Origin of the sequence: Glutamicibacter sp. FR1 (genome assembly GCF_047300825.1) — a bacterium.
Lineage (GTDB): Bacteria > Actinomycetota > Actinomycetes > Actinomycetales > Micrococcaceae > Glutamicibacter > Glutamicibacter nicotianae.
This window is the reverse complement of record NZ_CP178602.1, coordinates 841,677-867,649: the sequence shown is the minus strand read 5'-3', so window position 1 is coordinate 867,649 and position 25,973 is coordinate 841,677. Positions and strand designations below refer to the sequence as shown.

At 60.3% G+C, this 25,973-nt stretch carries 29 protein-coding genes; 13 read left to right on the top strand and 16 right to left on the bottom strand.

The window, feature by feature from the left end:
* Window positions 1-119: 119 nt before the first annotated feature.
* Window positions 120-1,556: an IS1380 family transposase gene (locus ACLQ8T_RS04110; protein ID WP_413455087.1), complete on the bottom strand. Its 1,437-nt coding sequence runs from the start codon at window positions 1,554-1,556 to the stop codon at window positions 120-122.
* A gap of 165 nt (window positions 1,557-1,721) precedes the next feature.
* Entirely contained in the window at window positions 1,722-2,921 is a 1,200-nt protein-coding gene (locus ACLQ8T_RS04105) for an IS1249 family transposase (RefSeq protein ID WP_413455775.1), read from the bottom strand.
* A gap of 235 nt (window positions 2,922-3,156) precedes the next feature.
* Between ACLQ8T_RS04105 and ACLQ8T_RS04100 the strand changes: the two genes are divergently transcribed.
* On the top strand, window positions 3,157-3,909 hold the full coding sequence (locus ACLQ8T_RS04100; protein WP_413455774.1) for a phosphotransferase: 753 nt from the start codon (window positions 3,157-3,159) through the stop codon (window positions 3,907-3,909).
* A gap of 95 nt (window positions 3,910-4,004) precedes the next feature.
* On the top strand, window positions 4,005-4,799 hold the full coding sequence (locus ACLQ8T_RS04095) for an alpha/beta fold hydrolase (protein ID WP_413455773.1): 795 nt from the start codon (window positions 4,005-4,007) through the stop codon (window positions 4,797-4,799).
* Window positions 4,800-4,879: 80 nt separating this feature from the next.
* Here the strand turns inward: ACLQ8T_RS04095 and ACLQ8T_RS04090 are convergent, their stop codons facing one another.
* The gene (locus ACLQ8T_RS04090) at window positions 4,880-5,224 is read right to left on the bottom strand and encodes a hypothetical protein (protein WP_413455772.1); all 345 of its coding nucleotides are present in this window, start codon (window positions 5,222-5,224) and stop codon (window positions 4,880-4,882) included.
* Between the two features lie 215 nt (window positions 5,225-5,439).
* Window positions 5,440-5,865 (bottom strand): hypothetical protein, encoded by a 426-nt coding sequence (locus tag ACLQ8T_RS04085; protein ID WP_413455771.1) that lies wholly within the window; start codon window positions 5,863-5,865, stop codon window positions 5,440-5,442.
* A gap of 190 nt (window positions 5,866-6,055) precedes the next feature.
* Here ACLQ8T_RS04085 and ACLQ8T_RS04080 point away from each other — a divergent pair, with 190 nt between their 5' ends.
* Both ACLQ8T_RS04080 and ACLQ8T_RS04075 read left to right on the top strand, forming a co-directional pair.
* Window positions 6,056-6,565, top strand: coding sequence for a recombinase family protein (locus tag ACLQ8T_RS04080; protein WP_413455770.1), 510 nt, complete (start codon window positions 6,056-6,058; stop codon window positions 6,563-6,565).
* Window positions 6,517-6,645: a hypothetical protein gene (locus ACLQ8T_RS04075; protein ID WP_413456435.1), complete on the top strand. Its 129-nt coding sequence runs from the start codon at window positions 6,517-6,519 to the stop codon at window positions 6,643-6,645. The genes ACLQ8T_RS04080 and ACLQ8T_RS04075 overlap by 49 nt, the downstream gene beginning before the upstream one ends.
* 76 nt (window positions 6,646-6,721) lie before the next feature.
* On the opposite strand, the gene ACLQ8T_RS04070 is transcribed toward ACLQ8T_RS04075, so the two are convergent.
* Together ACLQ8T_RS04070 and ACLQ8T_RS04065 are read right to left on the bottom strand one after the other, a co-directional pair.
* Entirely contained in the window at window positions 6,722-7,552 is an 831-nt protein-coding gene (locus ACLQ8T_RS04070; RefSeq protein ID WP_413455769.1) for an aldo/keto reductase, read from the bottom strand.
* A gap of 44 nt (window positions 7,553-7,596) precedes the next feature.
* Window positions 7,597-8,778 (bottom strand): MFS transporter, encoded by a 1,182-nt coding sequence (locus ACLQ8T_RS04065; RefSeq protein WP_413455768.1) that lies wholly within the window; start codon window positions 8,776-8,778, stop codon window positions 7,597-7,599.
* Between the two features lie 114 nt (window positions 8,779-8,892).
* Here ACLQ8T_RS04065 and ACLQ8T_RS04060 point away from each other — a divergent pair, with 114 nt between their 5' ends.
* Both ACLQ8T_RS04060 and ACLQ8T_RS04055 read left to right on the top strand, forming a co-directional pair.
* Window positions 8,893-9,339 (top strand): MarR family winged helix-turn-helix transcriptional regulator, encoded by a 447-nt coding sequence (locus ACLQ8T_RS04060; RefSeq protein ID WP_038989796.1) that lies wholly within the window; start codon window positions 8,893-8,895, stop codon window positions 9,337-9,339.
* A gap of 30 nt (window positions 9,340-9,369) precedes the next feature.
* Window positions 9,370-10,053, top strand: coding sequence for an HAD family hydrolase (locus ACLQ8T_RS04055; RefSeq protein WP_413455767.1), 684 nt, complete (start codon window positions 9,370-9,372; stop codon window positions 10,051-10,053).
* Between the two features lie 734 nt (window positions 10,054-10,787).
* Here the strand turns inward: ACLQ8T_RS04055 and ACLQ8T_RS04050 are convergent.
* A complete protein-coding gene (locus tag ACLQ8T_RS04050) occupies window positions 10,788-11,669 on the bottom strand; it encodes an aminoglycoside phosphotransferase family protein (RefSeq protein WP_058255336.1) in 882 nt (293 codons plus the stop codon).
* Window positions 11,670-12,082: 413 nt separating this feature from the next.
* Here ACLQ8T_RS04050 and ACLQ8T_RS04045 point away from each other — a divergent pair, with 413 nt between their 5' ends.
* Together ACLQ8T_RS04045 and ACLQ8T_RS04040 are read left to right on the top strand one after the other, a co-directional pair.
* Window positions 12,083-12,376 carry a hypothetical protein gene (locus ACLQ8T_RS04045; protein ID WP_413455766.1) on the top strand — a complete coding sequence of 98 codons (294 nt, stop codon included), beginning with the start codon at window positions 12,083-12,085 and terminating at the stop codon, window positions 12,374-12,376.
* Between the two features lie 166 nt (window positions 12,377-12,542).
* Complete coding sequence (locus ACLQ8T_RS04040; protein WP_413455765.1) at window positions 12,543-13,016, top strand: DUF664 domain-containing protein; 474 nt, start codon at window positions 12,543-12,545, stop codon at window positions 13,014-13,016.
* An 18-nt stretch (window positions 13,017-13,034) separates the two neighbouring features.
* On the opposite strand, the gene ACLQ8T_RS04035 is transcribed toward ACLQ8T_RS04040, so the two are convergent.
* The 6 genes from ACLQ8T_RS04035 to ACLQ8T_RS04010 form a co-directional block, all read right to left on the bottom strand.
* Window positions 13,035-13,568 (bottom strand): GNAT family N-acetyltransferase, encoded by a 534-nt coding sequence (locus tag ACLQ8T_RS04035; RefSeq protein WP_413455764.1) that lies wholly within the window; start codon window positions 13,566-13,568, stop codon window positions 13,035-13,037.
* Between the two features lie 96 nt (window positions 13,569-13,664).
* A complete protein-coding gene (locus tag ACLQ8T_RS04030) occupies window positions 13,665-14,252 on the bottom strand; it encodes a GNAT family N-acetyltransferase (RefSeq protein ID WP_204721025.1) in 588 nt (195 codons plus the stop codon).
* A 310-nt stretch (window positions 14,253-14,562) separates the two neighbouring features.
* Window positions 14,563-16,071, bottom strand: a complete 1,509-nt coding sequence (gatB, locus tag ACLQ8T_RS04025; protein WP_413455763.1) for an Asp-tRNA(Asn)/Glu-tRNA(Gln) amidotransferase subunit GatB — start codon at window positions 16,069-16,071, stop codon at window positions 14,563-14,565.
* Window positions 16,072-16,076: 5 nt separating this feature from the next.
* On the bottom strand, window positions 16,077-17,615 hold the full coding sequence (gene gatA, locus ACLQ8T_RS04020) for an Asp-tRNA(Asn)/Glu-tRNA(Gln) amidotransferase subunit GatA (protein ID WP_413455762.1): 1,539 nt from the start codon (window positions 17,613-17,615) through the stop codon (window positions 16,077-16,079).
* 5 nt (window positions 17,616-17,620) lie between these two features.
* Window positions 17,621-17,917 (bottom strand): Asp-tRNA(Asn)/Glu-tRNA(Gln) amidotransferase subunit GatC, encoded by a 297-nt coding sequence (gatC, locus tag ACLQ8T_RS04015; protein WP_038989805.1) that lies wholly within the window; start codon window positions 17,915-17,917, stop codon window positions 17,621-17,623.
* Between the two features lie 84 nt (window positions 17,918-18,001).
* Complete coding sequence (locus ACLQ8T_RS04010) at window positions 18,002-18,553, bottom strand: maltokinase N-terminal cap-like domain-containing protein (RefSeq protein WP_204721022.1); 552 nt, start codon at window positions 18,551-18,553, stop codon at window positions 18,002-18,004.
* An 85-nt stretch (window positions 18,554-18,638) separates the two neighbouring features.
* Here ACLQ8T_RS04010 and ACLQ8T_RS04005 point away from each other — a divergent pair, with 85 nt between their 5' ends.
* Window positions 18,639-19,238: a GNAT family N-acetyltransferase gene (locus ACLQ8T_RS04005; RefSeq protein ID WP_413455761.1), complete on the top strand. Its 600-nt coding sequence runs from the start codon at window positions 18,639-18,641 to the stop codon at window positions 19,236-19,238.
* Between the two features lie 16 nt (window positions 19,239-19,254).
* Here the strand turns inward: ACLQ8T_RS04005 and ACLQ8T_RS04000 are convergent, their stop codons facing one another.
* Complete coding sequence (locus ACLQ8T_RS04000; RefSeq protein WP_413455760.1) at window positions 19,255-21,168, bottom strand: penicillin-binding transpeptidase domain-containing protein; 1,914 nt, start codon at window positions 21,166-21,168, stop codon at window positions 19,255-19,257.
* 93 nt (window positions 21,169-21,261) lie between these two features.
* Window positions 21,262-21,792, bottom strand: a complete 531-nt coding sequence (locus tag ACLQ8T_RS03995; protein ID WP_052253518.1) for a GNAT family N-acetyltransferase — start codon at window positions 21,790-21,792, stop codon at window positions 21,262-21,264.
* A 155-nt stretch (window positions 21,793-21,947) separates the two neighbouring features.
* On the opposite strand from ACLQ8T_RS03995, the gene ACLQ8T_RS03990 reads away from it, so the two are divergent.
* The 4 genes from ACLQ8T_RS03990 to ACLQ8T_RS03975 all read left to right on the top strand — a co-directional run bounded on the left by ACLQ8T_RS03990 (window position 21,948) and on the right by ACLQ8T_RS03975 (window position 25,175).
* The gene (locus tag ACLQ8T_RS03990) at window positions 21,948-23,114 is read left to right on the top strand and encodes an ROK family transcriptional regulator (protein WP_413455759.1); all 1,167 of its coding nucleotides are present in this window, start codon (window positions 21,948-21,950) and stop codon (window positions 23,112-23,114) included.
* Window positions 23,115-23,184: 70 nt separating this feature from the next.
* On the top strand, window positions 23,185-23,991 hold the full coding sequence (gene nagB / locus ACLQ8T_RS03985; protein ID WP_413455758.1) for a glucosamine-6-phosphate deaminase: 807 nt from the start codon (window positions 23,185-23,187) through the stop codon (window positions 23,989-23,991).
* Between the two features lie 29 nt (window positions 23,992-24,020).
* Window positions 24,021-24,470: an SRPBCC family protein gene (locus tag ACLQ8T_RS03980; protein WP_413455757.1), complete on the top strand. Its 450-nt coding sequence runs from the start codon at window positions 24,021-24,023 to the stop codon at window positions 24,468-24,470.
* Between the two features lie 84 nt (window positions 24,471-24,554).
* Window positions 24,555-25,175, top strand: a complete 621-nt coding sequence (locus tag ACLQ8T_RS03975) for a hypothetical protein (RefSeq protein ID WP_073706672.1) — start codon at window positions 24,555-24,557, stop codon at window positions 25,173-25,175.
* Here the strand turns inward: ACLQ8T_RS03975 and ACLQ8T_RS03970 are convergent.
* Window positions 25,172-25,972 (bottom strand): inositol monophosphatase family protein, encoded by an 801-nt coding sequence (locus tag ACLQ8T_RS03970; RefSeq protein ID WP_121866376.1) that lies wholly within the window; start codon window positions 25,970-25,972, stop codon window positions 25,172-25,174. The genes ACLQ8T_RS03975 and ACLQ8T_RS03970 overlap by 4 nt on opposite strands.
* Window position 25,973: the final 1 nt, after the last annotated feature.

The window sequence follows — 25,973 nt, the reverse complement described above, 5'->3', positions numbered from 1 at the left end:
ACTGGTGGGTTTCCCCATTCCTGGGCACGACGAAGAGCGCCAACCACTGGCGCACGTGCCGGCCACCACCCGCCGAAAAGCATTGCTGTTGAAGGAATCAAGAACCAGGAACCAGCGGCTCAGGCCGCCAAGTGCCCATTCCGCCACTGACCAGCCAACAGGCTGATCCGCTCCTGCAACAGCAGCACCAACCCCGCTTCCGGCGCGTCCTGGTTGACCAGGAGCCGCGGCTGGCGGCTGCCGGTGACCAGCTTCCCCGCCAGCGACCAGACGCGGTACCGCCACCTCTTCAAGTCCCAGCACCCAGCTATGTGCTCGGCTGGCAGCACGGCCAGTTGCAGCCATATCACCAGGTTCAAGGCGAACATCGCCAGGTTCGCCCAGGCCTGGTTCGCACCGAACGCGAAGAACGGCAGCTTGCCCAACCCGGCAGCCTTCAGCGACTTGATCCGATTCTCGCAACGGCCCCGCGCCCGATGCCGCACGTCCAGGAACGCCGGATCAAACCGCGGAGCATTGGTCAAAAACGCAGTCACCCGATTCCCGTCCGTGTCGAATAAGCTGGCCTTCGCCCCGGGATGCAGGGGCTCGGCCCGCAAATAGATCCTGGTGCCCGGCGGATAATCCCTCAACCCCAAGATCTTGGTCGCGTCGATCACCCACGCATCCTCACGCTGCTCGCCGGTGGCGGTCAGCGCCGGCTCCCAATACTTCTTCTCATTGATCCACCCGATGAACCGCTCATTGACCACCGGCAGCGCGTACGAAGTGGAGAACTGCAAACCCAGGGCATCCAGGTGGTGCAAAAACTCGCGGGACGCACCAGCACTATCGGTGCGGACCAGAATCTTCTCACCGATCAGACACCCGTTTTGGTCATAGAAATCATCGGGCAGCTGAGCCAGCGCCTCGGTGAGGATGCTGATATGGTCCGCCGCGCTGTTGGCTCCCTTATTGCCGGGGCGCATCCTCACCGCCAGCACCTCGCCAGTGCCGTGGCCCTGGCCGTAATCGGCCATGGCGATCATCGGAGCGAAGCCGTACCCGCGCTTATAAGTGCCCTTGGCACCTTCCTTATCCGAGTGCACATGCACCAACGACGCATCAATATCCACAATAAGAGGATGGGTGCGGGTCGCCCGGACGGCGGGGCTACGCTTTCCTGCGGCAGCCCAGAGCCGGGAGCGAACCTCCCTTTGCATGGTCGCGAAGGCGTAGTCGAACGCGCCGGGATGCTCGGCGAGGCGGGTGAAGAAGCGGCTGAACGTCGCCTCGGAGGCAACCTGCCCGAACACGCCTGGAGTGGTGCGTAGCTGATCGGTATCGGTCACGTGTTCCCCGCCAGAGGCGAGCATCAACACCAGGTCGCTGATCATCTTCCCTGGCCGGTGGGTCGCGGTGGCGGGGACGAACTGGCTGAGCCGGTCCTCGGCCAGTTGACGGAACCCGAGGGTGTTGAGCAGGCCGGTCAGCGTGGACAGTCCTGCGTGGGACACCAGATTCTGGGAGGTGGTCATGGTTGGGAGCTGGGGGTAAAGGCCGGTATGATTGTTCATTGAAAGAGTGATCCTTGAACTCATGGAATTTTGGCTTAGACACCTTTATTTTCCCAGTTCAGATCACTCTTTCGTCTTTAATGACAGTTAATGAGGGCTATAGGCAATAATTGGTGTCTGGCCCGGGTGTGTCACCCGGGCCAAACCTTGATCTAGCCCCTAGTTCTAGTAGGTTCGTCCAGCCCAGCCGGCCCTGGAATACAAGCCTTCCTCAGCGACTGCAGCGGTCCCGTAAAGCTCGGGCCCCAACGGCTCTTCTGCTGCTTGAACCGCTGCTTCCAACTGTCGTTGCTCGAATGCTTTAGTTGCCTTGATCAGTGTCGGCAACGTGGGTCTTGAGCTCTTCTGGGAATGCGTCCAGCAGAACCACTCGCATGCGCGCCGGCGATGCTCAATCGGCATCCCGCGATGGTTGCGGATCATCTCCCGAATCCCGGAATTAATCGCTCCTTCGATCATGTTCGTCGTCGCACTGATGCCCAATCCTTCCAAGTCCGGATCGAGGTACGTGAACAGGTGCCCACGCTTCATTGCCTTGTTCATGGATTCGTATGCCTTGCGCAGCCGCTCATGCGTGTACCACCAAGGCCGGGACTTGCGATGCCACTTCGGCAACGGTCCAGCCCAGTGAGCGGCGTAGGTGCGTTCATTGAGCAGCTCGCGGTTTTCGGCATGCCAATTGGCAAACGCGGCCATCCATTCTGCAGCGGCTTCACGGGTGCGGATCCGCGTCAGTTCCAGGCTCAACCGGCGCAAGGACTTACCCGCGGCCAACCGCGGATTCAAGGTCAGGTAGGTGCGCACGTTGCGTTGGATATGCACCAGGCACCGCTGGACCTTCACCTCAGGCCAGAGCGTTTTCAACGCTTTCATCAGTCCTGAGCCGCCGTCGGTGACGATCACTCGGGGTTCAGGCAAATGCTGCAGCAAAGCGGTCCATGCAGCTGCTTTCTCGTGATCGCACCATTGCCAGCTGATGACTTTCCCATGGGCGATGGCGATCAGCAGGCACCAGCCTTTGCGCAGATAGATCCCGTCAACTTGGATCTCGTCGAATACTTCGCCGGTGCGGTTCAGATAAGGGTGCACGTTCCAGCACCACTTGGTTTGGTGGCGGAAGGTTCTTCCGGTTCCGCCGGCATGTTCTGCTTGGGTGAGCTTGCCCATCAGCCAGGTGATGAAGCTTGATAGTTGGTTGCGGGCAGTGACATCTGGCCGGTTGTGGGTGGTGGACGCGTTGCAGTTGGTGCACCGCCAGCGTTGCTTGCCGTTGCGTTTCCCGTTCTTCTTTTGGGGACTTTGGCAGATACTACATAGGTGGGTGTTTTTTCTATTAAGGGTCACGCCTATTGGAACAACATCCAAAAGCAACTTGATTCTGCCCCGGAAACCCGGGGTAGAATCAAGTTTCGCGACACCTCTTATTGCCTATAGGCCGTTAATGACGTGGCCCATCATGAAACACCCGGGCTAGGCGCATCTCTTCAAATGCCCTAAGGAGGTTCCTCTTACGGGCGCTCCTATAGAGGACCGGCTTGAGGGGCGTCCCCGTGGAGCGTCCCTCTGCGGAGCGCCAAGGCGTGAGCGCTAGTCTTGTGGGATGGAAGAGGTTCACCTGGATGGAGGCAACGCCACCGATGGCGTGGTGCGCGTTGGCTCCACGGTACGTAAACCGTGGACGGCAGCCACTCCGAATGTGCTCGCGTACATGAAAGCTGTGCGCAACGCGGGCGTTGATGTGCCTGCCGTCTATGAACAAGACTCCCAGGGGCGGCAAGTGACAGAGTTTGTCCCTGGTCGCCTTGCCATGGACGCTGGACCATTGTCGCTCTCAGAACTTACCCGGGTAGGTCACCTAGTGCGCGCTATCCATGATGCCAGTGCGGCCTACGAGCCGGACTTCGGCTCAACCTGGATCACACACATTCCGGCACCCGGAGCCGACCTGATCTGCCACAACGATCTGGCCCCGTGGAATCTCCTCATCGGAGACCGATGGGTATTCATCGACTGGGATGCGGCCGCACCAAGTACACGCCTATGGGATCTCGCATACGCCGCGCAGTCATTCACACTAAACGACGCATCGGCTGACCCGCTTATGGCTGCACAAGCACTGGCAGCCTTCATTGACGGCTACAACGCCGACGAAGAGCTCCGGGCAGCGCTGCCCTCCACGATGTGGCAACGGACAACGGCTATGTACGAACTGCTCAAAAATTCCCATGCCGGGGGAATCGAACCGTGGGGGACGATGTTCACGACTGGCCACGGTGACCACTGGAACACCGTGACCCAGTTCGTGAGGAACAACGAGTCCCTTTGGCTCGAAGCGATCCGGATTGTTCGATAGACCTTCCCCTATCGGGCGCTGAAAAGTAGCGCCGCGACCTTTGAATTGTCCACGCATGATCCGACGCGTTTCCCACACTGATATAGCATTGCCGAATGAGTGAAACAAGACACACAATTGCTGTCGACGACGGAAGTACTATTTCGTATTCTGTGTCTGCAGGCACCAATCCACCGGTGGTGATCTTGCACGGCCTCGCGGGAAGTAGTCGTGAATTCATCCCAACAGCTCGGGCTCTCTCTCCCCGGAGAGTCATCTTGATTGATCAGCGCGGTCACGGGTTCAGTACACGCATGCCAGCTGACACCTCACGAGCTGCGTTCGTCAATGATGTCATCCGCGTGATCGAAGCGGAATCTTCGCAGCCGGTAGATCTTGTGGGCCAGTCGATGGGGGCTCACACCGCGATGCTCGTGGCAGCTGCGCACCCCGCCCTCGTGCAAAAGCTCGTACTTCTGGAAGGCAATGAGGGTAGTGGGTCAGCGGAAGAACACGCTGCACTCGGAGCTTACTTCCGTTCTTGGGAAGTTCCATTCCCCAACCGTGCAATCGCAAAGGAGTCGCTGGGCGATGGCCCGTTGGCAAAGGCGTGGGTGGCCGATCTTGAAGAGCGTGAAGATGGCCTGTATCCGAGGTTCGACGCGGATGTGATGGTACGAACAATTTGCGAAGCTACGGTGCCACGATGGGCCGAATGGGAGAGTGTCAGCGCGCACACAATTGCAGTCTATGCAGACAGAGGTTTATTCACTGAAGCGCAGAAGGCTGAGTTCGTACGCCGAGGAAGGAATGTGACCCGTGTGGATCTCACCAACGCTTCGCACGATGCGCATCTGGATGCTTCTGAGCAATGGTTCATGGTACTGCGCGAATTCCTCACTGCCCCCTAAAACTATTGGGCCAACGAGATGGACGGTTAAGGCTGTCCCGTAGCAGGTTCGTCCTATGGGACGCCAAGCCTGCTACCCCTCTAACGCACGGACCAGTGGTTCCGACCAAGAATCCACTGGTGTCCATCCAGCTCGATTTTCAGTACCGGACTCGTTCCCCGGCCGAGCAACCGCCGCCGTTGTACGATACGTCCTTCGCCCCGAAGATAGGCATGCATGACGAGACAAAGCCGTCGAAGTTCATCTACTTTCTCTGACTCCACCTCGCCTTCGTCAAGGACGCTGGTCTGCACGTTCAGCTCGGGGACGAAAGCGTCTATCCACACGTAGGAGGCGCGGATGATCGCCGTGCGTTTCGGGGCAAGACGACTGATAACACGCACTGCGGGTCGCAACGGATCACTACTGGAGGTCGCATCTTCCACAGCGTAATTCTGGTCGAACACCTAGGCGACAACGCGATGAAGCATAGTTTTGATATAAATGTTCACGGCATCAGTTTCGCACCGTGATCAAGCATGTTTACGGCGACAGGCCCACCGACGTATCAACCGCAAAGAAATCCAACCTTAGAATCAAAGAATTCATGTGCGGTAGAGGTTCCCCTACGGAACGAACTACAACTGATGCGCCTATCTCGTCAGTCCATGGCGACGAGCGTTGACCAAGAAACGTCGACCACACATAGCCCATCGTCGGTATCACGGTAAAAGACGTCTCCCGGGTAGTGTGTGCCGGGCATTGCTCCCTCGGGAAGACCTTCTAGATTGATACTCCACTGCGGGTCGAGCGCCACTTGGTCGGCCCAATACCCCGCGGAAAACTTTTCCGGCTCGCCTGCGGAAAGCCCTGACCAATCGCTGGGCGCCCCGAAATCCGCAACCGAATCCATGCAGACAATGTCTGACGTTTCGCCTGAGGCTAAGTCGCTCACGAGCTTCTCGGTCGTTTGAATCACCTGCGCTCCATCGCTTCCCCAGATCAGTGTGTCGATTGAGCATCCAGTCAATAGTGCCGCGAGAGCGCCGACTGAAAGTCCGTAAATAGATCTGCGAATCGGTGTCATGTTTCAAACCTACAGCGCCGCCTTCCCGATCTGCGCATGAAAGCTGAACAACGAATGCAAGCTCGGTAAAGATTCCCCTTCCGGGCGGATCGGTTCAGTGCCGAGGACGATGGACAGATGCCCTGTGGACTTCGGAAACTGACAGGGTGAGACACCCCCACCTACTCGATTCACAAACGTCTTTCAAAACTTGAACGTTGCACAACCAGGCTGTGTACCGTTTTTGATATCGCAGTCGTTGGGTACTCGCGAGCAAAACCCGGAGTCGAAGACGGCTGAGCTGCGCGCGTCCGGGGCCAATCAGATATATGTCGACCAGGGGGAATCGTACCGGGATGCTGTGCAGCCGCAATGGATTGCACGCAAGGCACAATTGAAGCCGAGGGACACGCTGGTCATCCGCGCCTTGGATCGTGAAGCGGGCGAAGAGCGAATGGCCATTGAGATTATCCGCGAGCTGGGGGTGCGCGGTGTGCGGATCAAAAGTCTTACCGAGCCATTCCTAGACGTGGACATATCTACGCCGATGGGCGAAGCCACTGCGGGCAACATGGCGGCTATGGCGCAGCTATGCGTTTCTATGATCCGGGAGAACACCCACCGAGGCTTAGCGCACGCGCGCCCAGAGAAAGCCGTGGGCGGCCGCACGTCATGGATGAAGACCGCACCGCCACGACGCGGCAGCTGCGCGAGGAAGTAAAGAACTATGCACATATCGGCAAGATTCTTGATGTCAACGCAACGAATATTTACCGTTCTCTTTCGAGTGAATACCCATGATCCACCCTATCCAAGCCAGAGATACTGCCCGTGGCCGGTTGAGGGCACAGGCAGCATCGTGGTTGTTGTCATCGAGTTAGCCGTTGAAGGTGTCCGGGTTTGGGCCGGTGCGTCCATCGCGATCAAGGGCATCAATGCTTGCCAGTTCGCCGCTGGTCAATTCGAAGCCGAACAGGTCCAAGTTGGCGATGATGCGTGATTCAGTCACAGACTTCGGGATGATCACCCGGCCCTGCTGCAGATGCCAGCGCAGGATGACCTGAGCCGCGGACACCTCATGTACCTGAGCGATGCCCACGATGGTTTCATCGCTGAGCATTGCACCCTGAGCCAGCGGGCTCCATGCTTCGGTGACGATACCGTGCTGCGCGTTAGCTGCAACGACTTCGCCGTTCTGCAAAGCTGGGTGGAGTTCCACCTGGTTCACGGCCGGAACGATGGTTCCTTCGGCGACCAGCTGCTCCAGGTGCTCGGGCTGGAAGTTGGAAACCCCGATGGCGCGGATCTTCTTCTCTGCATACAGCTTCTCCAGCGCCTTCCACGTCTCAACGTAGAGATTCTTTTCCGGGGCTGGCCAGTGAATCAAGTACAGGTCCAGGTAGTCCAGGCCCAAGCGCTCAAGACTTGCATCAAAGGCGTCCAGCGTCTGCTCGTATCCCATGTCTGCGATCCAGATCTTGGAGGTGATGAACAGGTCTTCGCGGGCAATACCGGACTGGGCCAGTGCAGCGCCCACGCCTTCCTCATTGCCGTAGATCGCGGCGGTATCGATGCTGCGGTAGCCGGCCTTGAGCGCTGAACTCACTGCGACAGTGGTCTCTTCGTTGGGAACCTGGAAGACTCCAAAACCTACCTGGGGCATTTCAACGCCATTGTTCAGGGTGACGGTTGGGATTGCGGTAGTCATATCTAACTCCTAGAAATTGGTTGGGGACTGAACAAAACTGTGGATTAGCCAGCTGTAACCAGCTGGGGTGATGCTGCCGAAGACTTCTTGGCCAAGCCCATGGCCAGGAGAATAACGAGCAGTGCGACGAGGGTGATCAGTGCGCCGATCCAGATCGGCGAGGTGTAGCCCAAGCCTGCCGCAATACCCAGGCCGCCAGCCCATGCGCCCAGCGCATTGCCGACATTGAATGCACCGATATTGGCGCCGGATGCCAGGGTCGGTGCATTGCCGGCGTACTGCATGATGCGGCTTTGCAGACCGGGAACGGTTCCGAACCCGAAGCCGCCCATCAGCAGCAAAGCGATAACGGTGGCGATCTGGTTGCTTGCGAAGAATCCGAAGAGGACAAGGACCACCAGCAGTGCCGAGATGAAGATGAGCAGAGTGCGGTCGACGCTCCTGTCAGCCATGCGGCCACCGATCCAGTTGCCGACGAACAGACCCACGCCGAAGAGCATCAGCAGCCATGGAACGCTGGTCTCGTTGAATCCGGTGACCTCGGTCAGGGTGTAGGCGATGTAGGTGAAGGCGCCGAACATGCCACCGTAGCCAAGGACCGTGACACCTAGGGACAGCCAGACCTGCAGCGAAGTGAAGGCCCCGAGTTCTTTGCGCAGCGAGATGCCTTCGGCCGCGTGCTTGATGACTGGCACCAGCACGAGGATGCCGATCAGCGCGATAATGCCAATGCCGGAGATGGCCCAGAAAGTCGAGCGCCAGCCGGAATGCTGCCCCAGCAGGGTACCGAAGGGAACACCCAGTACGTTGGCCGCGGTCAGCCCGGTGAACATGATGGCAATGGCGCCAGCCTTCTTGTGGGCCGGGACCAGCTCGGCTGCCACGACCGCGCCGATACCGAAGAAGGCACCGTGGCACAGGGCGGCGATGACGCGGCCGATCATGGCCACTTCGTACGTTGCGGCCATCGCGGTAAGCGAGTTGCCGATGATGAAAAGCACCAGCAAACCGACGAGCACCGGCTTGCGCGGCCAGCGGACGGTGGCTGCGGTCAGGCCGAGCGCGCCGACCACCACGCTCAATGCGTATCCGGAAATGAGCCAGCCAGCTGCGGCCTCGCTGACGCCGAAGTCGGCCGCCACATCCGGCAACAAGCCCATGATGACAAATTCGGTAAGCCCGATGCCGAAGGCACCGATGGCCAACGCAATAAGACCGAGCGGCATAGCGTTACTCCTGATAGACTAGATAAATTAGTTGCACACGCTTGTTATTGCGCGATGAACACAATCGTTGCACACGCAACTAACCGGCGCAAGCAAGTATTTCTTGGAGGAACCATGGGAATCGCAGATGATGCTGTCGAAATCCGTGCTCGCGGATGGCGCACTTTGGCGTCATTGCACGGATTAATCGATGCCGCACTGGAAAAGGATCTGACTGCCCAGGTAGGCCTTTCTGTGGTCGAGTACACATTATTGGACGCCTTGAATCGGCAGGATGGGTGGCATATGCGCATGGCTCAGCTCGCCCGCGCCACCGCCTTGAGCCCGAGTGCAACCACGCGCTTGGTCACCCGGCTCGAAGACCGCAACCTGCTTTCGCGAGTTCTGTGCGCCGATGACCGTCGTGGAATCTATACCGAGCTGACCCCCGCAGGCCACGAGCTGTATCAAAAAGCCAAGCCCATTCACGATGCCACGTTGGAACGCGTACTGAAACAGGCCGAAGAACAGCCTGAGCTGGCTCCGCTGGCCCGCATTCTTCATGAATTCTCCGCAGTCTAGCGAATCGCACATTTGAAGGAAGAGCCAGCCATGTCCTTGTCGCGTCCAAAATTCTCCGCCGCCCTGTTCGATTGCGATGGCGTGTTGGTCGATTCCGAATCCATCACCAACGCAGTGCTCCGCGAAATGCTCATTGAGTTGGGATGGAACATCAGCCAGGAAGAATGCATCAGCATCTTCATCGGCAAGGCCCTGAAAGACCAGTGGGAACCCATCTTTGTGAATACGGGTGTGCGAATTGATGAGCAGTGGATCGCTGGCTTCAGGCAGCGTCGAGATATTGCCCTACGTGAAGGCTTGCAGGCCATATCTGGTGCCGTGGATGCGGTGAAGCACATCTCTGCCAGCTACAACGGCAGAGTTGCATGCGCTACGGGCGCTGACCGCGGAAAAGTCGAGATGCAGTTGTCCCTGACGAAGATGGCACCATTCTTCGGCGAGCATGTTTACAGCGGAATGGAGTGCGCGCAGAGCAAACCTGCTCCGGATGTCTATCTGGCAGCGGCTGCTGGCTTGGGAATCGATCCGAGCCAGGCAGCGGTCATCGAGGACACTGTCACCGGCGTAACTGCAGGCGTCGCGGCCGGAGCTACGGTCTTCGGCTACTGCCCAGGCGGACCTATCAGCAGCACCAGGGAAAAGCTCTTAGCCGCGGGGGCCACCGCCGTGTTCACGGACATGGCTCAGTTGCCAGGACATCTCACCCAGAATTAACTGAGCTCATGCCTCCCAGACCCGGGCATCACTTCAACCCAGCCCCACGGTTCTCGAGCGAAGTCGTTGCTGCGGCACGAGCGCCAGCTCAACCACGCGAACGGAATCGAGCACTCGGCTCAAAATCACGTTCTTGATAACTGGTCAAGGCTTGGCTGATCTCACCGGTCGATGCTCGCCAGCTGCAAGGGGATACGTGCCGAATTTTGGTACGAATCAGGACGGAAAATCAGGTCTGCCGAGGCTTGGCTCTGTAGCCGTTGTCAGTTATCTATTTCTATTCTCATACTTGCCCCGTGCATGGTCCCGCGTGAACCAGTGAATGTATGAAGAGCTGCTGTCAATTCCGAAAATGCGCACTGTTGGCCACCGGTAAACCCTCTCGGCATTCGAATGCCGTTCAAACTAGCAAGTTCGTGTTCCGTAACCCGCCAATTCACGACGGCCGTGCCATTGTCGTCGAAATTGGGGTATTCAATATAGATACCCCATGGTGTTACCCGGGCGTCATATCCGTGTTCACCCACCAAGTAATCAACGTACTTTTGGCGCTTGCTGGTCTCCATAAATCAAGTCTAAGGAAACACTCCTGCGGCGTTACCGAAGACCTCCGATTATGAATCCTACGATTGACGTTGAAAACGTTCTATCGTCAAAAGGACCGATCAGGATTCCTAAGGTCATTTGGAACTCAGCTGACGGATTGAGACAAGTCGGATGGATCTGGAGTGCGCCTACACGGAACTACCCAAGAGTGAGTTCAGGGTCTCCCGCCCAACTATGCCCAGAAGATCGTCGGCGCCTAGATTCGTGGTCATCATGGCGTAGCGCAGACCCCAGCCTCGCGCTCGCCTCCACGTTGGGCTGCCCACTGCGATGCCGTATGCCTCGAAGGCTTGGCCGATGCCCGCGGAACTGAAATGCATCCAGCACATGCCTAGATCTGATGCCGGGTCGCCGACGCATAAGTCACCGTAGTCAATCAGAGAAACTGTCAGGGATGGCTCTTCGCCGTCTACAACAGTGTTGGATGGATGCGGGTCTCCGTGCAGCCACACTGGGCTGCCCCCGTACACATCCGCATCCAGCGCTTCCTGCCAAAGTTCCAATGCCGCGCTCTGCAGTGGCAGATCCAATGTCGAAATTTGCTCCCGAGTCCGCTCATCAACTTGGGACAACGCGCAGCCTCGGAAATCGCTTCGTGGTTCCTTCGAGTTTGCGGGTTGATGGAGAGCCTTCAGCAAACCAGAGAACTCCTGCGCGTATTCATCGCGTTCCTTTCGATTGAGCCGAGCTGCACTTATACCCGGAACGTACGGGCAGATCGAAAAGGTAAAGGGGTAGCTGGAAGTAGGTTGCCCTTCAAAGATCGCCAGGTCGATGTCCACCCCGGAGTCTTGCGCGAGTTGTGGAAGCCAGCGCCGTTCCTTGACTCCGATGTCCTCCCCCAGCTGTCGGCGGGGCAAGCGAATCAGCAAGGTATCTCCGAGTCGATAGACTTCGTTATCCCAACCGGTAGCCAAGTAATTGATTTCTTCATGGGCCCAATGCGGAGCTTGTACCGCAATCAACTCGCGCACCATTGCCAGATCAATGGACACTTCAGCATCGGGCATGGCTGTCTTCTTAGCCGGTGGCAGGTTCATCTCTCAATCGTAATCGCCCTCATTCGTAGACCTCAACCTTGCACTGCTAGCCACGCTGCCCGAAATGGCGCACAGTCAAGCGCGAATCGAATGCAATCAGAACACTGGTGGAAAGACAACATTCTAATCCTCGCAGGTTTTCGGAGAGAAGGGGTCCATGCAATTGGTCAGATGCCCAGGGTGAGTTAGGCTGGGAGGCAGGCAATGCTGAAACTGTCTGGCAGCAGCGCCACAGCCTCGATCCGGTCATGCGAATAAGGCAATTCACGCTCGCTGCTGGCGAGATCGTTCTGGACGCGGTGGCCAACATCCAGCGTCCAGTCCAGTCCTTTATCGTTGGCTGAACCCCGCTGCTCGGCCGGTCGGGCAGCGGACTTGGTGCCGTGGAGACGATGTTCGTCAGCAATCCGCTGTCGGGGGCAACCATGCCGTGGCAATTCCTGGTGGCACCATGGGGTGCGATCGGGCAGCACATGGTTCCAGGTGCTTCAAGCTCTCTCATTCGATCACTCAGCTACTTCCCCGAGGCCTCCACCGCCCAGCAGTGGTGGACGCTCGGCGCGTGGGCACTGGGCCGCATGGTGCTGGCCTTGATTGGGCACTTCCGCTCCAAGGAAACCATGCACGTCCCGGAAAGCACGTTGGAGGCTCCTCATGCCGGGAAGCACGCCTCCTAGCAAGATTGCGCAGAAGTGCGTTGATTTCCTGATGAAGTGATTGGCTGCTCAGCAAATTTCCAGGGTATGGAAGAAGATCTTCTTCCATACCCTGGAGCTGCTCGACAGCTCCTACCGAATTTGAAGCTCGACAGAGACTCCGGAGAGCCTGAACTAGAATCAGGACATGAATTCATCGGTGCCTGGCCAGCGAGTCCTGGTTCGGCTTCTGCTTGAGAAATTCGACCAGCTTGTCGATACCGTCAATGGCATTCCCGATGAGTTGGTCAACTTCACGCTGCCGGCCCAGGCCAGCAACTCCCCCGTTCAGATCCTCGTGCACTGTTGCGGAATGATGCGGCGCTGTTCTTCAACAGTGAACCTGGGCGTTGCCGTTCCCCGCGACAGGGATGCCGAATTCAACGCGCAGATGGAGAAGCAGGACGCGTTGAAGTTGGCTGACGCAACCAGAACGGCATTCATCGCCGATCTTTCCCACACCCGGATGCACCTGCCTCCGGCTGCCACCCCTCCGGGCCGCGAGAGTGAATACTGGATGGGCACCTGCGAGGGCGTCCTGCTGCACGTATTCGAGGAGCTCTGCCAGCACTTGTGGCATCTGGAAATCACCCGGGACGTGCTGGGCCTCCCCGCTTCTTGAAACCCTGGGAACTCAGATTTACACATCGTTCCAGTCGAAGGCGGTCGTTTCTCCTGACTGCCAGTCCTGGCGGAGAATGGCGTAGGCGACCGAAGCCAACCGTAAGCCGTCTTCAGCTGGCCAGCCCATCCGGTAGTGGGCTTCCTTGAGGAAACCGGACTTCAGGAACACCTTGCGCATCGCAATGTTGTCTTCCCGGGTTTGCCCTTCGAAGCGCACAGTCTCCGGGTTCTCATTGAATACCTTGGTGCACAGTTCCTTCAGTATCTGCGTACCCAATCCTTGCCCCCGATAAGCCTCTGCAAGGCGGAGGTCGAACATCGGGGTGTCGTCTTCCAGATCTTCAAGAACAACCATGCCCAGGCAATCGCCATTGCCCATGATCCAGAAACCTTGGCTCTCGCTGTTCCAATATCTTCCGCCATCAACCAGTGCCCGCAGCTCCGTCTGCGTCCAGTCTCGACGGACATGGAAGGGGAACTTGTTGCCGAGCAGAAATGCGACAATGCCATCGCTGTCTTCAGGACCCAAGGGCGTGAACGAGAGATTCATGGCCCAAGTCTATCCAAAACGGCGTTGCCTTCAGCCGACCACCGTGGCAACTTCGTATTGCTCGATACCAGGGGACCCGGAGCGGCACAGGGATGACTATGCGGCTTTCCTGTTCATAGAAACGTAGCGCGAAAAGCCAGCACGTTTCGCGAACCTGACCGGTCGCGAATCCGACTCGCTGAAACCGAGCTTGCGGTACAGCGACAACGCAGCGACATTGGTGTCCTTGATATCGCGGAGCACGAATTCATCGAACGGCAGGGCCAGCAGGTGCTTCATCAACTCCGTGGCCACCCCACGGCCTTGGTATTGGGGTGCGGTAGTCACGAATCCGATTTCCGCCAGTCCCGGCCGAGCCCCCTTGAAAGCTCCCAGGAACTGCGTGCGGACGATGAAATAACTGATCAGCCCGTGCCACGTCCCGAGATGGCGCTGGAATTCACCCCGATCCGGCGTGAAGCACTCCTGATCGGCTTCGGTGAGGCTCGCGATGGCGGCGGGAACCCCGTCCACCAGCGCCACATAAAAACGTTCCGGGATGATCATGTGGGCAAACGCCCGCGCCAACGTTTCCTGATCCTTGGAAAAGTAGGCGAAGTCCTCGGCGAAACCGCCGACGAGCACCGCGGCAATGTCCGATGGCTGAAATCCGGCCAGTGCATCAACCCGTTTGATTTCGATCATTGCGATTCCTTCAGCCTCGGTCAGCTCAATGCACCCGACCCATCCCGGGCGGGCCTGTGCATATGCTTACGCATACTCTAGCGAACCAGGAGTCCGGGGTCGACCTCTCCGAATCCATCCGCGTGCTGCCGCCAAGCCGCATTCGGCTTGATAACCAGCACTCGGCTTCCCGGCAGTGCCGTGATGCCGGCCCTTCGGCCAGCTTCGATGCAGTGCATGCAGGGAGCCGATGACGAAGAAGCCCAAACGAGACAGCGGCGGCCCGTACTCCCCACCGGGAATACGGGCCGCCGCTGCAACAATGCGGACCTTACAGGCCCAGCTTCTCCATCACGATCTCGCGAACGCGGCCGGCATCGGCCTGTCCGCGGGTGGCCTTCATGACAGGGCCCATCAGCGCACCGATGGCCTGCATCTTGCCGCCCTTGATCTTCTCGACCACATCAGGCATGGCGGCCATGGCGTCATCCACAGCCTTGCCCAGTGCGTCGTCGTCATTCACCACAGCCAAGCCGCGCTTCTCGACGATTTCGCTTGGGGTGCCTTCGCCAGCAATGACGAATTCCAGGACCTGGCGGGCGATCTTGTCATTGATCTTCTTCGCTTCGATCAGCGAGTTCAGCTCAACGATGGTTTGAGGGGTGACGCCCAGATCAGCGATCTCCTTCTCCGCGGCCTTGGCCAGGCGCGCGATCTCGCCCATCCACCACTTGCGGGCCACGGCAGCGCTTGCGCCGGCAGCCACGGTGGCTTCGATCTCGTCGAGCACGCCGGCGTTGACCACGTCGCGGAATTCCTTGTCCGCGTAGCCCCACTCGGCCTTCAGGCGCTTGCGGCGCTCGGCTGGAGGTTCCGGCAGGCGGGAGCGCAGCTCTTCGACCCACTGCGCGGTGGTGACGATCGGCACCAGGTCAGGCTCCGGGAAGTAGCGGTAGTCATCCGCGTCCGACTTCGGGCGGCCCGAGGTGGTGGAGCGGGTGTCCTCATGCCAGTGGCGGGTTTCCTGGACGATCTTGGCCCCGGAATCCAGCACTGCAGCGTGGCGCTCGATCTCGAAACGCACTGCATGCTCCACGGCGCGCAGGGAGTTCACGTTTTTGGTCTCGGTACGGGTGCCGAACTTGTCCGCGTCCTTTGGCATCAGTGACACGTTGGCGTCGCAGCGCACGTTGCCGCGTTCCATCTTCGCATCCGAGACGCCCAGGTTCTTCACGATCTCGCGGATCGCCGCCACATAGGCGCGGGCCAGCTCCGGGGCGCGCTTGCCGGCGCCCACGATCGGCTTGGTGACGATTTCCACCAGCGGCACGCCGGCGCGGTTGTAGTCCACCAGCGAGTAGTCGGCGCCCTGGATGCGGCCTGCGGCGCCGCCCATGTGGGTCAGCTTTCCGGCGTCCTCCTCCATGTGGGCGCGCTCGATCTCCACGCGGAAGACCTCGCCGTCCTCCAGTTCGATGTCCAGCCAGCCATCGTGGGCGATCGGGTCATCGTACTGGGAGGTCTGGAAGTTCTTCGGGGTGTCCGGGTAGAAGTAGTTCTTCCGGGCGAAGCCGCACTTCTCGGCAATCTGGCAGTTCAGTGCCAGGCCGATCAGGATGGAGTACTCCACAGCGGTCTTGTTGACCACTGGCAGCACGCCGGGCAAGCCCAGGTCCACCGGGGTGACGTTGGTGTTCGGCTCGTCGCCGAAGGCGTTGGGCGCGTCGGAGAACATCTTGGTCTTGGTGTTCAGCTCGACGTGGACCTCGAAGCCCAGGACCGGGTCGTAGCGGTCCAGTGCCGTATCGAAGTCGACCAGTTCATCGGTGTAGTTGCTCATGGTGCCTAGGCCTCCTGCGCGATCGAAGCGGTGTCAATGGCTGGTGCCTGCGAGATCAGCGAGTGGCCCCACTGCTTTTCGAGCAGCGCTTCCAGCGCCGCGCCGGCACGGTACAAGCGGGCGTCCTCGTAGGCCGGAGCCAGGAACTGGATGCCCACCGGCAGGTTCTCGGACAGGCCGCCAGGCACGGTGATGCCCGGGACGCCGGCGAGGTTGGCCGGGATGGTGGCCACGTCGTTGAGGTACATGGCCAGCGGGTCGTTGTCGTTCGCGCCCAGCTCGAAAGCCACGGTCGGCGCGGTCGGCGAGACCAGCACGTCAGCCTGCTCGAAGGCGGCGTCGAAGTCGCGCTGGATCAGCGTGCGGACCTTCTGCGCCGAGCCGTAGTAGGCGTCGTAGTAGCCGGCGGACAGTGCGTAGGTGCCCAGAATGATGCGGCGCTTGACTTCGTCGCCGAAGCCTGCGGCGCGGGTGGCGCCCATGACGCGCTCGATGGTCATCGGGCCGTCTTCCGGCAGCACGCGCTTTCCGTAGCGCACCCCGTCGAACTTGGCCAGGTTGGAGGAGACCTCCGACGGCATGATCAGGTAGTAGGCGCCCAGCGCGTACTTCAGGTTAGGGCAGGAAACCTCGACAATTTGAGCGCCGGCTGCCTTGAGCAGTTCCAGGGACTCGTCGAAGCGTGCCTGCACGCCATCTTGGTAGCCCTCTCCCTGCAATTCCTTGACCACGCCGATGCGCAGGCCGTTCAGGTCGCCAGCGGCGCCGGATTCAGCGGCGGCCACCAGCCCTTCAAGGGCGTTCGGCAGCGAGGTGGAATCCTTCGGGTCGTGCCCGCCGATCAGTTCCTGCAGGTAGGCCGAGTCCAGCACGGTACGGGAGACCGGGCCGATCTGGTCCAGCGAAGAGGCCATGGCGATCGCGCCGTAGCGCGAGACAGCACCGTAGGTCGGCTTCACGCCGACGGTGCCGGTGACGGCGCCTGGCTGGCGGATGGAGCCGCCGGTGTCGGTGCCCAGGGCCAGCGGTGCCTCGAAGGAGGCCACGGCTGCGGCCGAGCCGCCGCCGGAACCGCCCGGAATGCGGTTCAGGTCCCACGGGTTGCGGGTCACGCCGTAGGCGGAGTGCTCGGTGGAGGAACCCATGGCGAACTCGTCCAGGTTGGTCTTGCCCAGCATCGGCAGCTTGGCGGCACGGATCTTCTCGATCACGGTCGCGTCGTACGGGCTCATCCAGCCCTCGAGCATCTTCGATGCCGCGGTGGTGGGCTGGCCCTTGGTGACGATCAGGTCCTTGATGGCGATCGGCACGCCGGCCAGCGGGTGCAGGGCTTCGGCGTCGGCACCGCCGGCGGCGCGGATGGCGTCCACCTCGGCGGCCACGGCGAGCGCCTCTTCGGCGTTCACGTGCAGGAAGGCATTCAGGGCGCCGTCGACTTCGGCGATGCGGTCCAGGTGGGCCTGCACGGCGTCGACGGAGGTGACCTCGCCGGCGCGCAGCTTGGCTGCCAGCTCGGTGGCGGAAAGCTTGATCAGTTCATTCACTGGGATTATTCACCATCCAGAATTGCCGGGACCTTGAAGCGGTCCGAGTCCGAATCAGGCGCGTTGAGCAGAACTTCCTCGATGCTCAGCGTCTGCCCCACCGTATCTTCGCGCAACACGTTGGTCAGCGGGATCGGGTGGCTGGTGGCTGGGACGTCGGAGGCGGCGACTTCGCTGACGGACGCGATGGCACCGACGATAGCGTCGAGTTCACCGGTCATTTTGTCCAGCTCCGCGTCGCTCATCTCGATGTGGGCAAGGTGTGCCAGATGCACAACGTCCTCACGGCTGATGGCAGACATGTATCTCCCTAGAATGGCGGTTGGGTTTCATAGACAAGTCTATCCCTTGCGCGCCGGGCCCGAGGCACTATTCCGGGGCATTCATTATGCTGTGCGCAATACCAAACCGCTCAGATCCTGCCCGAGGGCGTTCTCCCACAACCCGATCACCCCTGCTTCGGCCGGTTCGCCGGCCACCGGCTTGCGGATGATCTCCGCCTGCTTGCCGGCGGTCTGCCCGTGGACGCGGATCCGCGGATCGTCGGTGAAGGATTCGGTGCGGTGCTGCGGCACCGAGTTCCCGGCCAGCAGCTCGCGGGCCTGGGCGATGAAGACGGGATCGCCGGCGGCATCGTAGACGTAGCGCAGGCCCAGGATCGCGTGCTCGCTGGTGCCCAGCAGGTGCTGCTCCGCGCCTTCGATAGGGGCATCGCGATAGGTCAATGGAACGTGGTAGACCACGTCGGAGGTGTCGGCGTGGTCGGCGTAGAAGCTCAGCTCGATGCCGACCTCGCCCTGCGGATCTTCGAGGCGGAATCCGCCGATGTTCTCAAGTTTCGGGGCGCCCTGGCCGGTGTAGAACTCCTGCTTGGCCAGCCAGGCGGTCACCAGCTCGGTCTTCGTTGGAGACATGGTGGTGTTGTAAACGATTCCCATGAGCATAGTCTGTCAACAGCTGGTATTAGGCACAAGTGTTGGCGCAATGGTTCTTGGTCCGGGCAAAAGCTCCTACGATGGATCCATGCACACCGATGAGCCGTGGAATAATCTCCAGCGGGCGCAGCAGTACGGCGAGCGCCTGCTGCGCGATGCCGCCGTTGAACTGCGCGAGTCCGAGCCGGAGGACTTCGCGGCCATGGCCCGGTGGTGGAATGACCCGGCTTGGGCGGTACTGCAGCAGCGGATCATCAAGCCGCGCCCCGAGACTGGGCTCATGGACATGTTCGCCCAGTGGAGCCGCAACGAGCCGAATAGCGGCGATGCCGGTTTCAGCATCTTCGACCGCGGCACCGGAAGCTTCATCGGCCACATCTCGCTGCATGGCGGGCAGCTGCCGCATCGCGCGGCCGAGCTGGCAGTGATGATTGGCCCGGACTTTGTCGGCCAAGGCTTCGGCACCCGCGCCACGAAGCTGATGTCCGGCTACGGTTTCCGCGAGCTGGGGTTGCACCGGATCAGCCTGTGCGTTGCCGCCTTCAACCAGCGGGCCATCAAGGCCTATGAGAACGCCGGGTACATCCAGGAAGGACGCCAACGCGAGGTGTATTTCCATGACGGGGCATTCCACGACCAGGTGCTGCTGAGCCTGCTCTCCGACGAATATTTCGCCCAGCAAGGCTGAACGGCACCACGTACAGTTACTTGGCAGCTTCCTGGAGCATGGACTTCACCAGGGGTCCGGCCGATTGGGCACCGCCGTCCCCGTCCTCGACGAATGCGGCAATGGCCAGATCGCCTTGTGCGGCGATGGCCCAGGCATGCGCGTTCTTCTCGCTGTCGTATTCTGCGGTGCCGCTCTTGCCGATGATCTTGCCGCTGCCTGTCCCCTTCAAATCCTTCAGGGTTCCATGGTCCACGACCTCTGCCATCATCGCGGACAGCTGCTCGGCTTCCTTTTCGGTGAGCGTGGAGGCCGGCTTGGCCGGCGTCTCGGGTTCTGGCGAGAGCACCAGCTTGGGCTGCACGGTGGATTTGGCTTGGATGGATGCCACCACGGTGGCCATGCCCAGCGGCGAGGCTTCCACCACGCCCTGGCCAATCATGTTCGCGGCTTGGGTGGTGCCTGTCGAATCCTCGGGCACCGAACCGAACACGGCGCCGGTACCGGTGCCGTCCTCGGCCAGCAAGCCGAGCGAGGTTGCGGCCTCGGCCAGCTTCTTGCCGCTGATCTCCTGCCCCTGGTTCACGAAGACCGTGTTGCAGGATTGGGCAATCGCCTCGGAGAGCGGGATGGTGCCTACCGCGGAGGCCGGGTAGCCGTCGTAGTTCTTGAAGCTCTTTCCGTCCACCACCGTGGTTGCCGGGCATTTGACCTCGGTGCCCGGGGTGGCTCCTTCACGCAGCATGGCCAGGGCGCTGATGACCTTGAAGGAGGAGCCTGGCGCATAGGACGCTTGCAGGGCGGTGTTCAAGCCGGAGGATACCGGGCCGGAAGATGCAGCCAGGACGCTGCCGTCCGAGGGCCGGATAACCACGATGGCCGAGTTCGATTCGGCATCTTCCAGCAGTTCATCCGCGGCTTGCTGCAGGCCGGTATCAAGGGTGGTCTTCAGATCCTCACCTGGCACCGGGGCGTTGGAGAACAGTTCCGCTAGCGCTTCATGCTCAGCATCGTATTGCGACACCGTGACTCCGGCGGTTCCCGAGAGGGTGTCGTTGTAGGCGGCCTGCAATCCCGATTTGCCTACCTGGTCGCCGACCTTGACCTTGCCCTCGGACTTCTCGATGATTTCCGCGGTGGCCTTTCCTACGCTGCCCAGCAGCGGACGGGCGAAGGAACGGGTGGGTGCCAATGGCAGCTCGTCATTCTGGAAGTTGGCTCCCGGGATGGCCTTGATTTCTTCGTCGGTAACCTCACGGGTTGCGTCATCGCGCAAGACGATGGCTTCCACCCATGCCTTATCGCCGGCGGCCATCACGCGTTTCGCGTACGCGTCCTCATCGATGTCCACCAGCTTGGCCAGCTTCTTCGCTGAGCTTTCCCAGTTCTCCTTGCCGGTATGGGTCTTGTCCATGCCGACGCGGATCACCGGCCGGTCAGCGACAATGTTCTCGCCTTCTGCATCGGTGATGCTGCCGCGTGCTGCCGGCTCGAATGCCGCCTTGAGGTAGTCGCCGCTTTCGAATCCCGGGGCGAGGATTGACGGGTCGAAGCGCAGTTTCCAGGCCTCGGCTTCCTTGTCGTATTCCCAGACGGCCCGGGTGTCATAGCTCAGGTCCTTGTCCGATGCGTCGACATCCCACACCGTGGTGATGTTCGCGGTGGCCGTCTTGACTCCGTCTTGTTCCTCTTCGTCCTCTGCTACCGAGCTGACGGTGCTCGTGTGCTTGATTTCGCTCATGGTGCCAAAGGCTGTTTCCTGGGCCTTCGCCGCGTCCTGCGGGCTGGTGCCGGTAAATTGCACGCCGGCGAAATCACCGCTGTTCATGGCGGCCACCAGCGCATCGGCTGATGGTGCCGGGTCGGGTGCGCCGGCGCTGCAGGCGCTCAGCGGCCCGAGGGCGAGAGCGGCGACGGACAGGGCGGTGACACTTCGGCGAACAGCACTCATGGCGCCATTCTATTCATGCGCTTTGGCAGACCACAATGCGTGTCTGCCTATGTCATGGGCGGTTCAGCTGGAGTGTGGAGGAATCCGCCGTGGCTAGAGGCGGTAGGCGTAGACCACCAATTTGATGTCGGTGTTCGGCACCACCCAGTCGCGTTCTGGATGGTGGGCGAATCCGAGGGTTTCATACAAACCCCGGGCGGAAGCCCAGGTGCTGCCGGTGGTTAGGGAGACGGCGTTGATTCCCGGAATAAGCCGGGCACGTTCAATGGCGGCCAGCACCATGGCCCGTCCGATCCCGCCGCGCTGCGCGGCGGGATCGACGCTGAGCATGCGGATTTCCAGCTCGTCGGCTCGGGCGATATCCGCATAGTCGCTGCCCGCGCGGATCAGCGTCATGGAACCGGCAATTTCGCCGGCTCGGCGCACCACATAGATTTCGCTCTGCTTTGCACGCTCGGCGACCTTGCGGACAAAGTTCAGGTATTCGTCCTGCGGGCTGCTGAAATGCCCAGCGGCAAAGTAGGACTCTGCGGTCAGCTCGCCCACCCTCTGGTAATCCGTGGGCGTAGCCAGTTCAATCGACAAATCATCCAGGCAGTATGAAAAAGATTGCTCATCAGTCATGATCTTCCAAGTGTGCCACGGCTCCTGGCGGTCTGCCGCAGTTCAGCGGCCGCTGCGGAAACAATGCATCGTTGCAAACTCTTGCCGCCGACGAATCTCCGATCTGCAGCAATTGGCCTAAAAGACTCTTGCCATGCAATGTCCACGGAGCAAACTTGTCCAAAAGTTTGTTAATAGAGTTAACTAACCTTGTGACTTCCCCGCGCAAGGATTGGAATATGCTGTCCCACGGCAGCGCCATTTTGCCGTCCCATGGAAGGGAACACAACCTCTCGCTGATTCTGCAAACACTTTCAGACCAAGGCGAAATGAGCCGTGCCGATCTGGCACGCGCGACCGGTCTGACACGTGTCACCATCTCAGAACTAGTCGCCGAATTGATCAATCGTTCCCACGTTATCGAGACCGGACAGCAAGAAGGCAAACGCCCGGGAAAACCCTCAACCCTCCTCGATTTGAATCGTCCCGGGCTCAGGATCATCGGTGTGGATTTATCCGGCGTTGTCCCGTTCCGCGCAGCGATCATGGATCTGGATGGTGCCATTCTCCAGAGCTTTTCTTCCCCGAAGCGCGATGCAACAAGGGAAGCGGCGGTAGCCCAGCTCCTGGAACTGATCGACACGGCGATACGGCACTGCGACGCACCGATTCTTGGCATCGGCATCGGTTCCCCCGGGGTAGTGACCGATAAGGGAATTGTCATTGCTGCCGAAAAGTTCGTTTGGCGCGGCTTCGACTTGGGCGCCGCAGTCGAACAGGCTACCGGCATCAACACCCATATCCTCAATGACGCCGACTGCGCCATTCTCTCCGAGCACACGTTTGGCCAAGGCAGCGACCACATGGTCTTGCTGCGCCTCGGGCGCGGTGTAGGTTGCGGCGTCATCACCCACAACACCTTGGTGCGCGGCTCGGATTTTGCCGCCGGTGAGCTGGGACATGTCCGCCAGCGCGCAGAGGATAGGGCGTTATGCAGTTGCGGAGAAATCGGCTGCCTGGAAGCCTATGCATCCATTCCTGCAATTTGGAAGTCCTTGGCCGAAGGGGAAGAGAAAGGGCAATTGAACCAGCGGGTCGCGGCCTATCTTGCTGGCGCAGTTGCTCCGCTTCTTTCAATTCTGGACATTCGAAACGTCATTTTCACCGGCACCCCAGACATCGTAGATCAGCCTCTCGCACAAGCGTTGCGCGAAGCTCTGGCCCTGCGCTCGCATACGGCTCGCTCCGAAAACTTCAGACTTTCACTCAGCGAAGATCCAGAGCATCTGGTGCTCCGGGGTTGCGCCGTGAACGTGCGGTTCCACGAACTAGGGATCGCTTAGCGGCTCCTTTTCGCCCACTTGTTTCTGCTATTCCACTAATCATGAACACCAAGATCGGAGAGTCCACACCATGCGAGTACTCATTGGTTCATCCCCGGAAGAAGTCGCAAAGATCGCGTCCGACAACGTGTTGGCCGGCCTGGCTCACCACAGCGCTGGCGCTGAACCGGTTCTAGGGCTTGCCACGGGCTCCTCCCCGCTAGGACTGTATCGTGAATTGTCCCGCGCAGTTCAGGAAGGTCGCGCCGATTTCAGCCGTGCACAGGGATTCGCCCTCGATGAATACATCGGGATCCCCGACACCCATGAACAGTCCTACCGACAGACCCTGCTCAACGAAGTCTGCAACGTCATCGGCTTGCCTGCGGACTCATTGCATGTTCCGCAGGGCATGGCAGCCTCGGTGGAAGCCATTGAGGCAGCGGCCCGCGCGTACGATGCGTCCATCGCACAGGCCGGAGGCATCGATGTGCAAATCCTGGGCATCGGATCAAACGGCCACTTGGGCTTCAACGAACCCGGCAGCGCGCTGCGCAGCCGCACCCGGATCAAGCGCCTGGCGGCGAATACCCGTGAAGACAATGCGCGCTTCTTCGACGGCATTGAGCATGTTCCCACCCACTGCGTCACCCAGGGCCTCGGCACGATCCTGGACGCAGGTCGCCTGGTCCTGGTTGCCGTGGGCTCCGGCAAGGCAGATGCAATTGCTGCTGCCGTGGAAGGCCCGATCTCAGCTTCCTGCCCGGCATCTGTCCTGCAGCTGCACCAGGACGCAGTGGTGGTCGTTGACGAGGCAGCGGCCAAGGGCCTGAAGCTGCGTGACTACTACGATGATGCTGCTGAGGAATTGACCGTTCTGGACCTCACCGTCCGCTAAAACTCCCATGCCAGTGGCATACTTTAGCCATGGCCGTCTACTTTGAATGCGTTACGCAAGCCAACCTCAGCCCTGCTGAGCTCTTCGAGAAATCCTTGAGCATCGACGCGCATACAGGCTCGATGGCCGACGCGCAGGAGAAGGCAGTAGCTGGGGTGACCAGCGGAACCATTGGCCTGGGCGAGCAAGTTACCTGGCGGGCCAAGCACTTTGGCATTCCCATCCGGATGACCTCCACGATTTCCGCCGTGGATGCCCCGCGCAGCTTCACCGACCAGCAGCTGCGCGGGCCGTTCAAGTACTTCCACCACGTCCATGAATTCCATGAGTTGGACCACGGGACGTTGATGATCGACAAGATCCGGTTCAGTGCTCCGCTTGGCCCACTGGGGTGGCTGGCCGAACGGCTCGTCCTCGGCTGGTACCTGCCCAAGCTCATCCGGATCCGCAATGACTACCTGGTCGCGGAGCAAAGCTGACTCTGCAAAATGGGAGCACCGGAACTGCTTGTACAGTGGACTAGTCGCATAGTCGTCAGCAACCCGCTACCCAGATGAAGGCCAATGACCCGAATGCAGCAGACCTCGCAAGCCAACGCCCCGACCACAGTGCGGAAATTCGCTCTGGTGGTTTCCCACCTGCTCTCCCCTATCATCTTGGCTACCGTGCTGCTGCTGGCCACTCCATGGCGGGATGCTTCGGTGCGCTGGAGCGAGTCGGTCACCGCGGCCCTGTTCACCACGATTATTCCGTGGCTGATCCTGGCCGGCGCGAAACTGCGTGGCAAGGTCACCGACATGCACGTGACCGTAAGGCATCAGCGGCATTGGATCTACGCCTATACCGCCGGATTGATCCTCTGCGGCCTGCTCGTGCTGCGGCTCATGGACGCCGGGACGCGGATGTACCTCGAAGTGCTCAGCATCCTGCTGGGATTGGCAGTCGTCGCTGTGATCAATATGTGGTGGAAGGTCTCGGTGCACCTGGCCGTGGGCACCTACGTGATCTTGCAGGTGGCCGGGCAGTTGAACGAGCTGATGCCGCTGGTGGTGTTCTTCATTGCGGTGCTGTCCTGGGCACGCATCCGCAGTTTCCAGCACACCGCCACACAGGTGTGTGGCGGTGTCGCCGTGGGCATTGCCATCCACTATGCGCATGAGTGGATGGCAGCCGTTCTGCTTTAGGCGCCAGGCTCCGCGAGCTTTGCCGGGTCCACAAATCCGGCGTACTGCCAGCCCGGATTGCTGCTGGGCCGGCCAACCTGGCATCCTGCTTCCTCGGCAATCAGCGCGCCGGCGGCCCAGTCATACTCCTGGGTGCCGTATTCGGCGTAGGCGTCCAACGACCCCTCGGCCACGAGGCACAAATCCAGCGCAGCCGAGCCGAGCCGGCGCACATTCACATAGTCCTCAAGCATCGTCCCGAGCACCTGGGCTTGGAACTGCCGGCGCTCGGAATCATAGCCGAAGCCGGTGGCCAGGATCCTGGTTTCCGATTCAACCGGGCCGCTGAGCTGGGTGAGCTTTCCGGAACGCAGGTCGAGTTTCCATGCGCCCAGTCCCTTCCCGGCAAAGTACTCCACCTGCAAGGCAGGGGCGACGATGGCCGCGGCCACCCAGGTCTCGCTGCCATCATCGTTGCGCTGGCAGACGCCCACCGACGAGCAATAATAGGCAATGTTGCGCACGAAGTTCGTGGTGCCATCCAGCGGATCAATGCTCCAGCGCAGACCGCTGGGATGCGCCGGCTTGGCGCTGGGATATTCTTCGCCGGTCAACTCGTCGTTGGGCCGGGAGGTCACAATGGCATCGCGAATCGCTTCCTCGGCAGCCCGGTCGAAGTCGGTGACCCAGTCCCCTGCCGCCGACTTGTCGGTGAGGTTGAACTGCGATTCGTCGCGGCGGCCAAGTACTTCAGCGCCGGCGGCGGCAGCCCGGCGGGCCACCATCACCAGCGGATCGTGGGTTACTGTGCGGTCCATG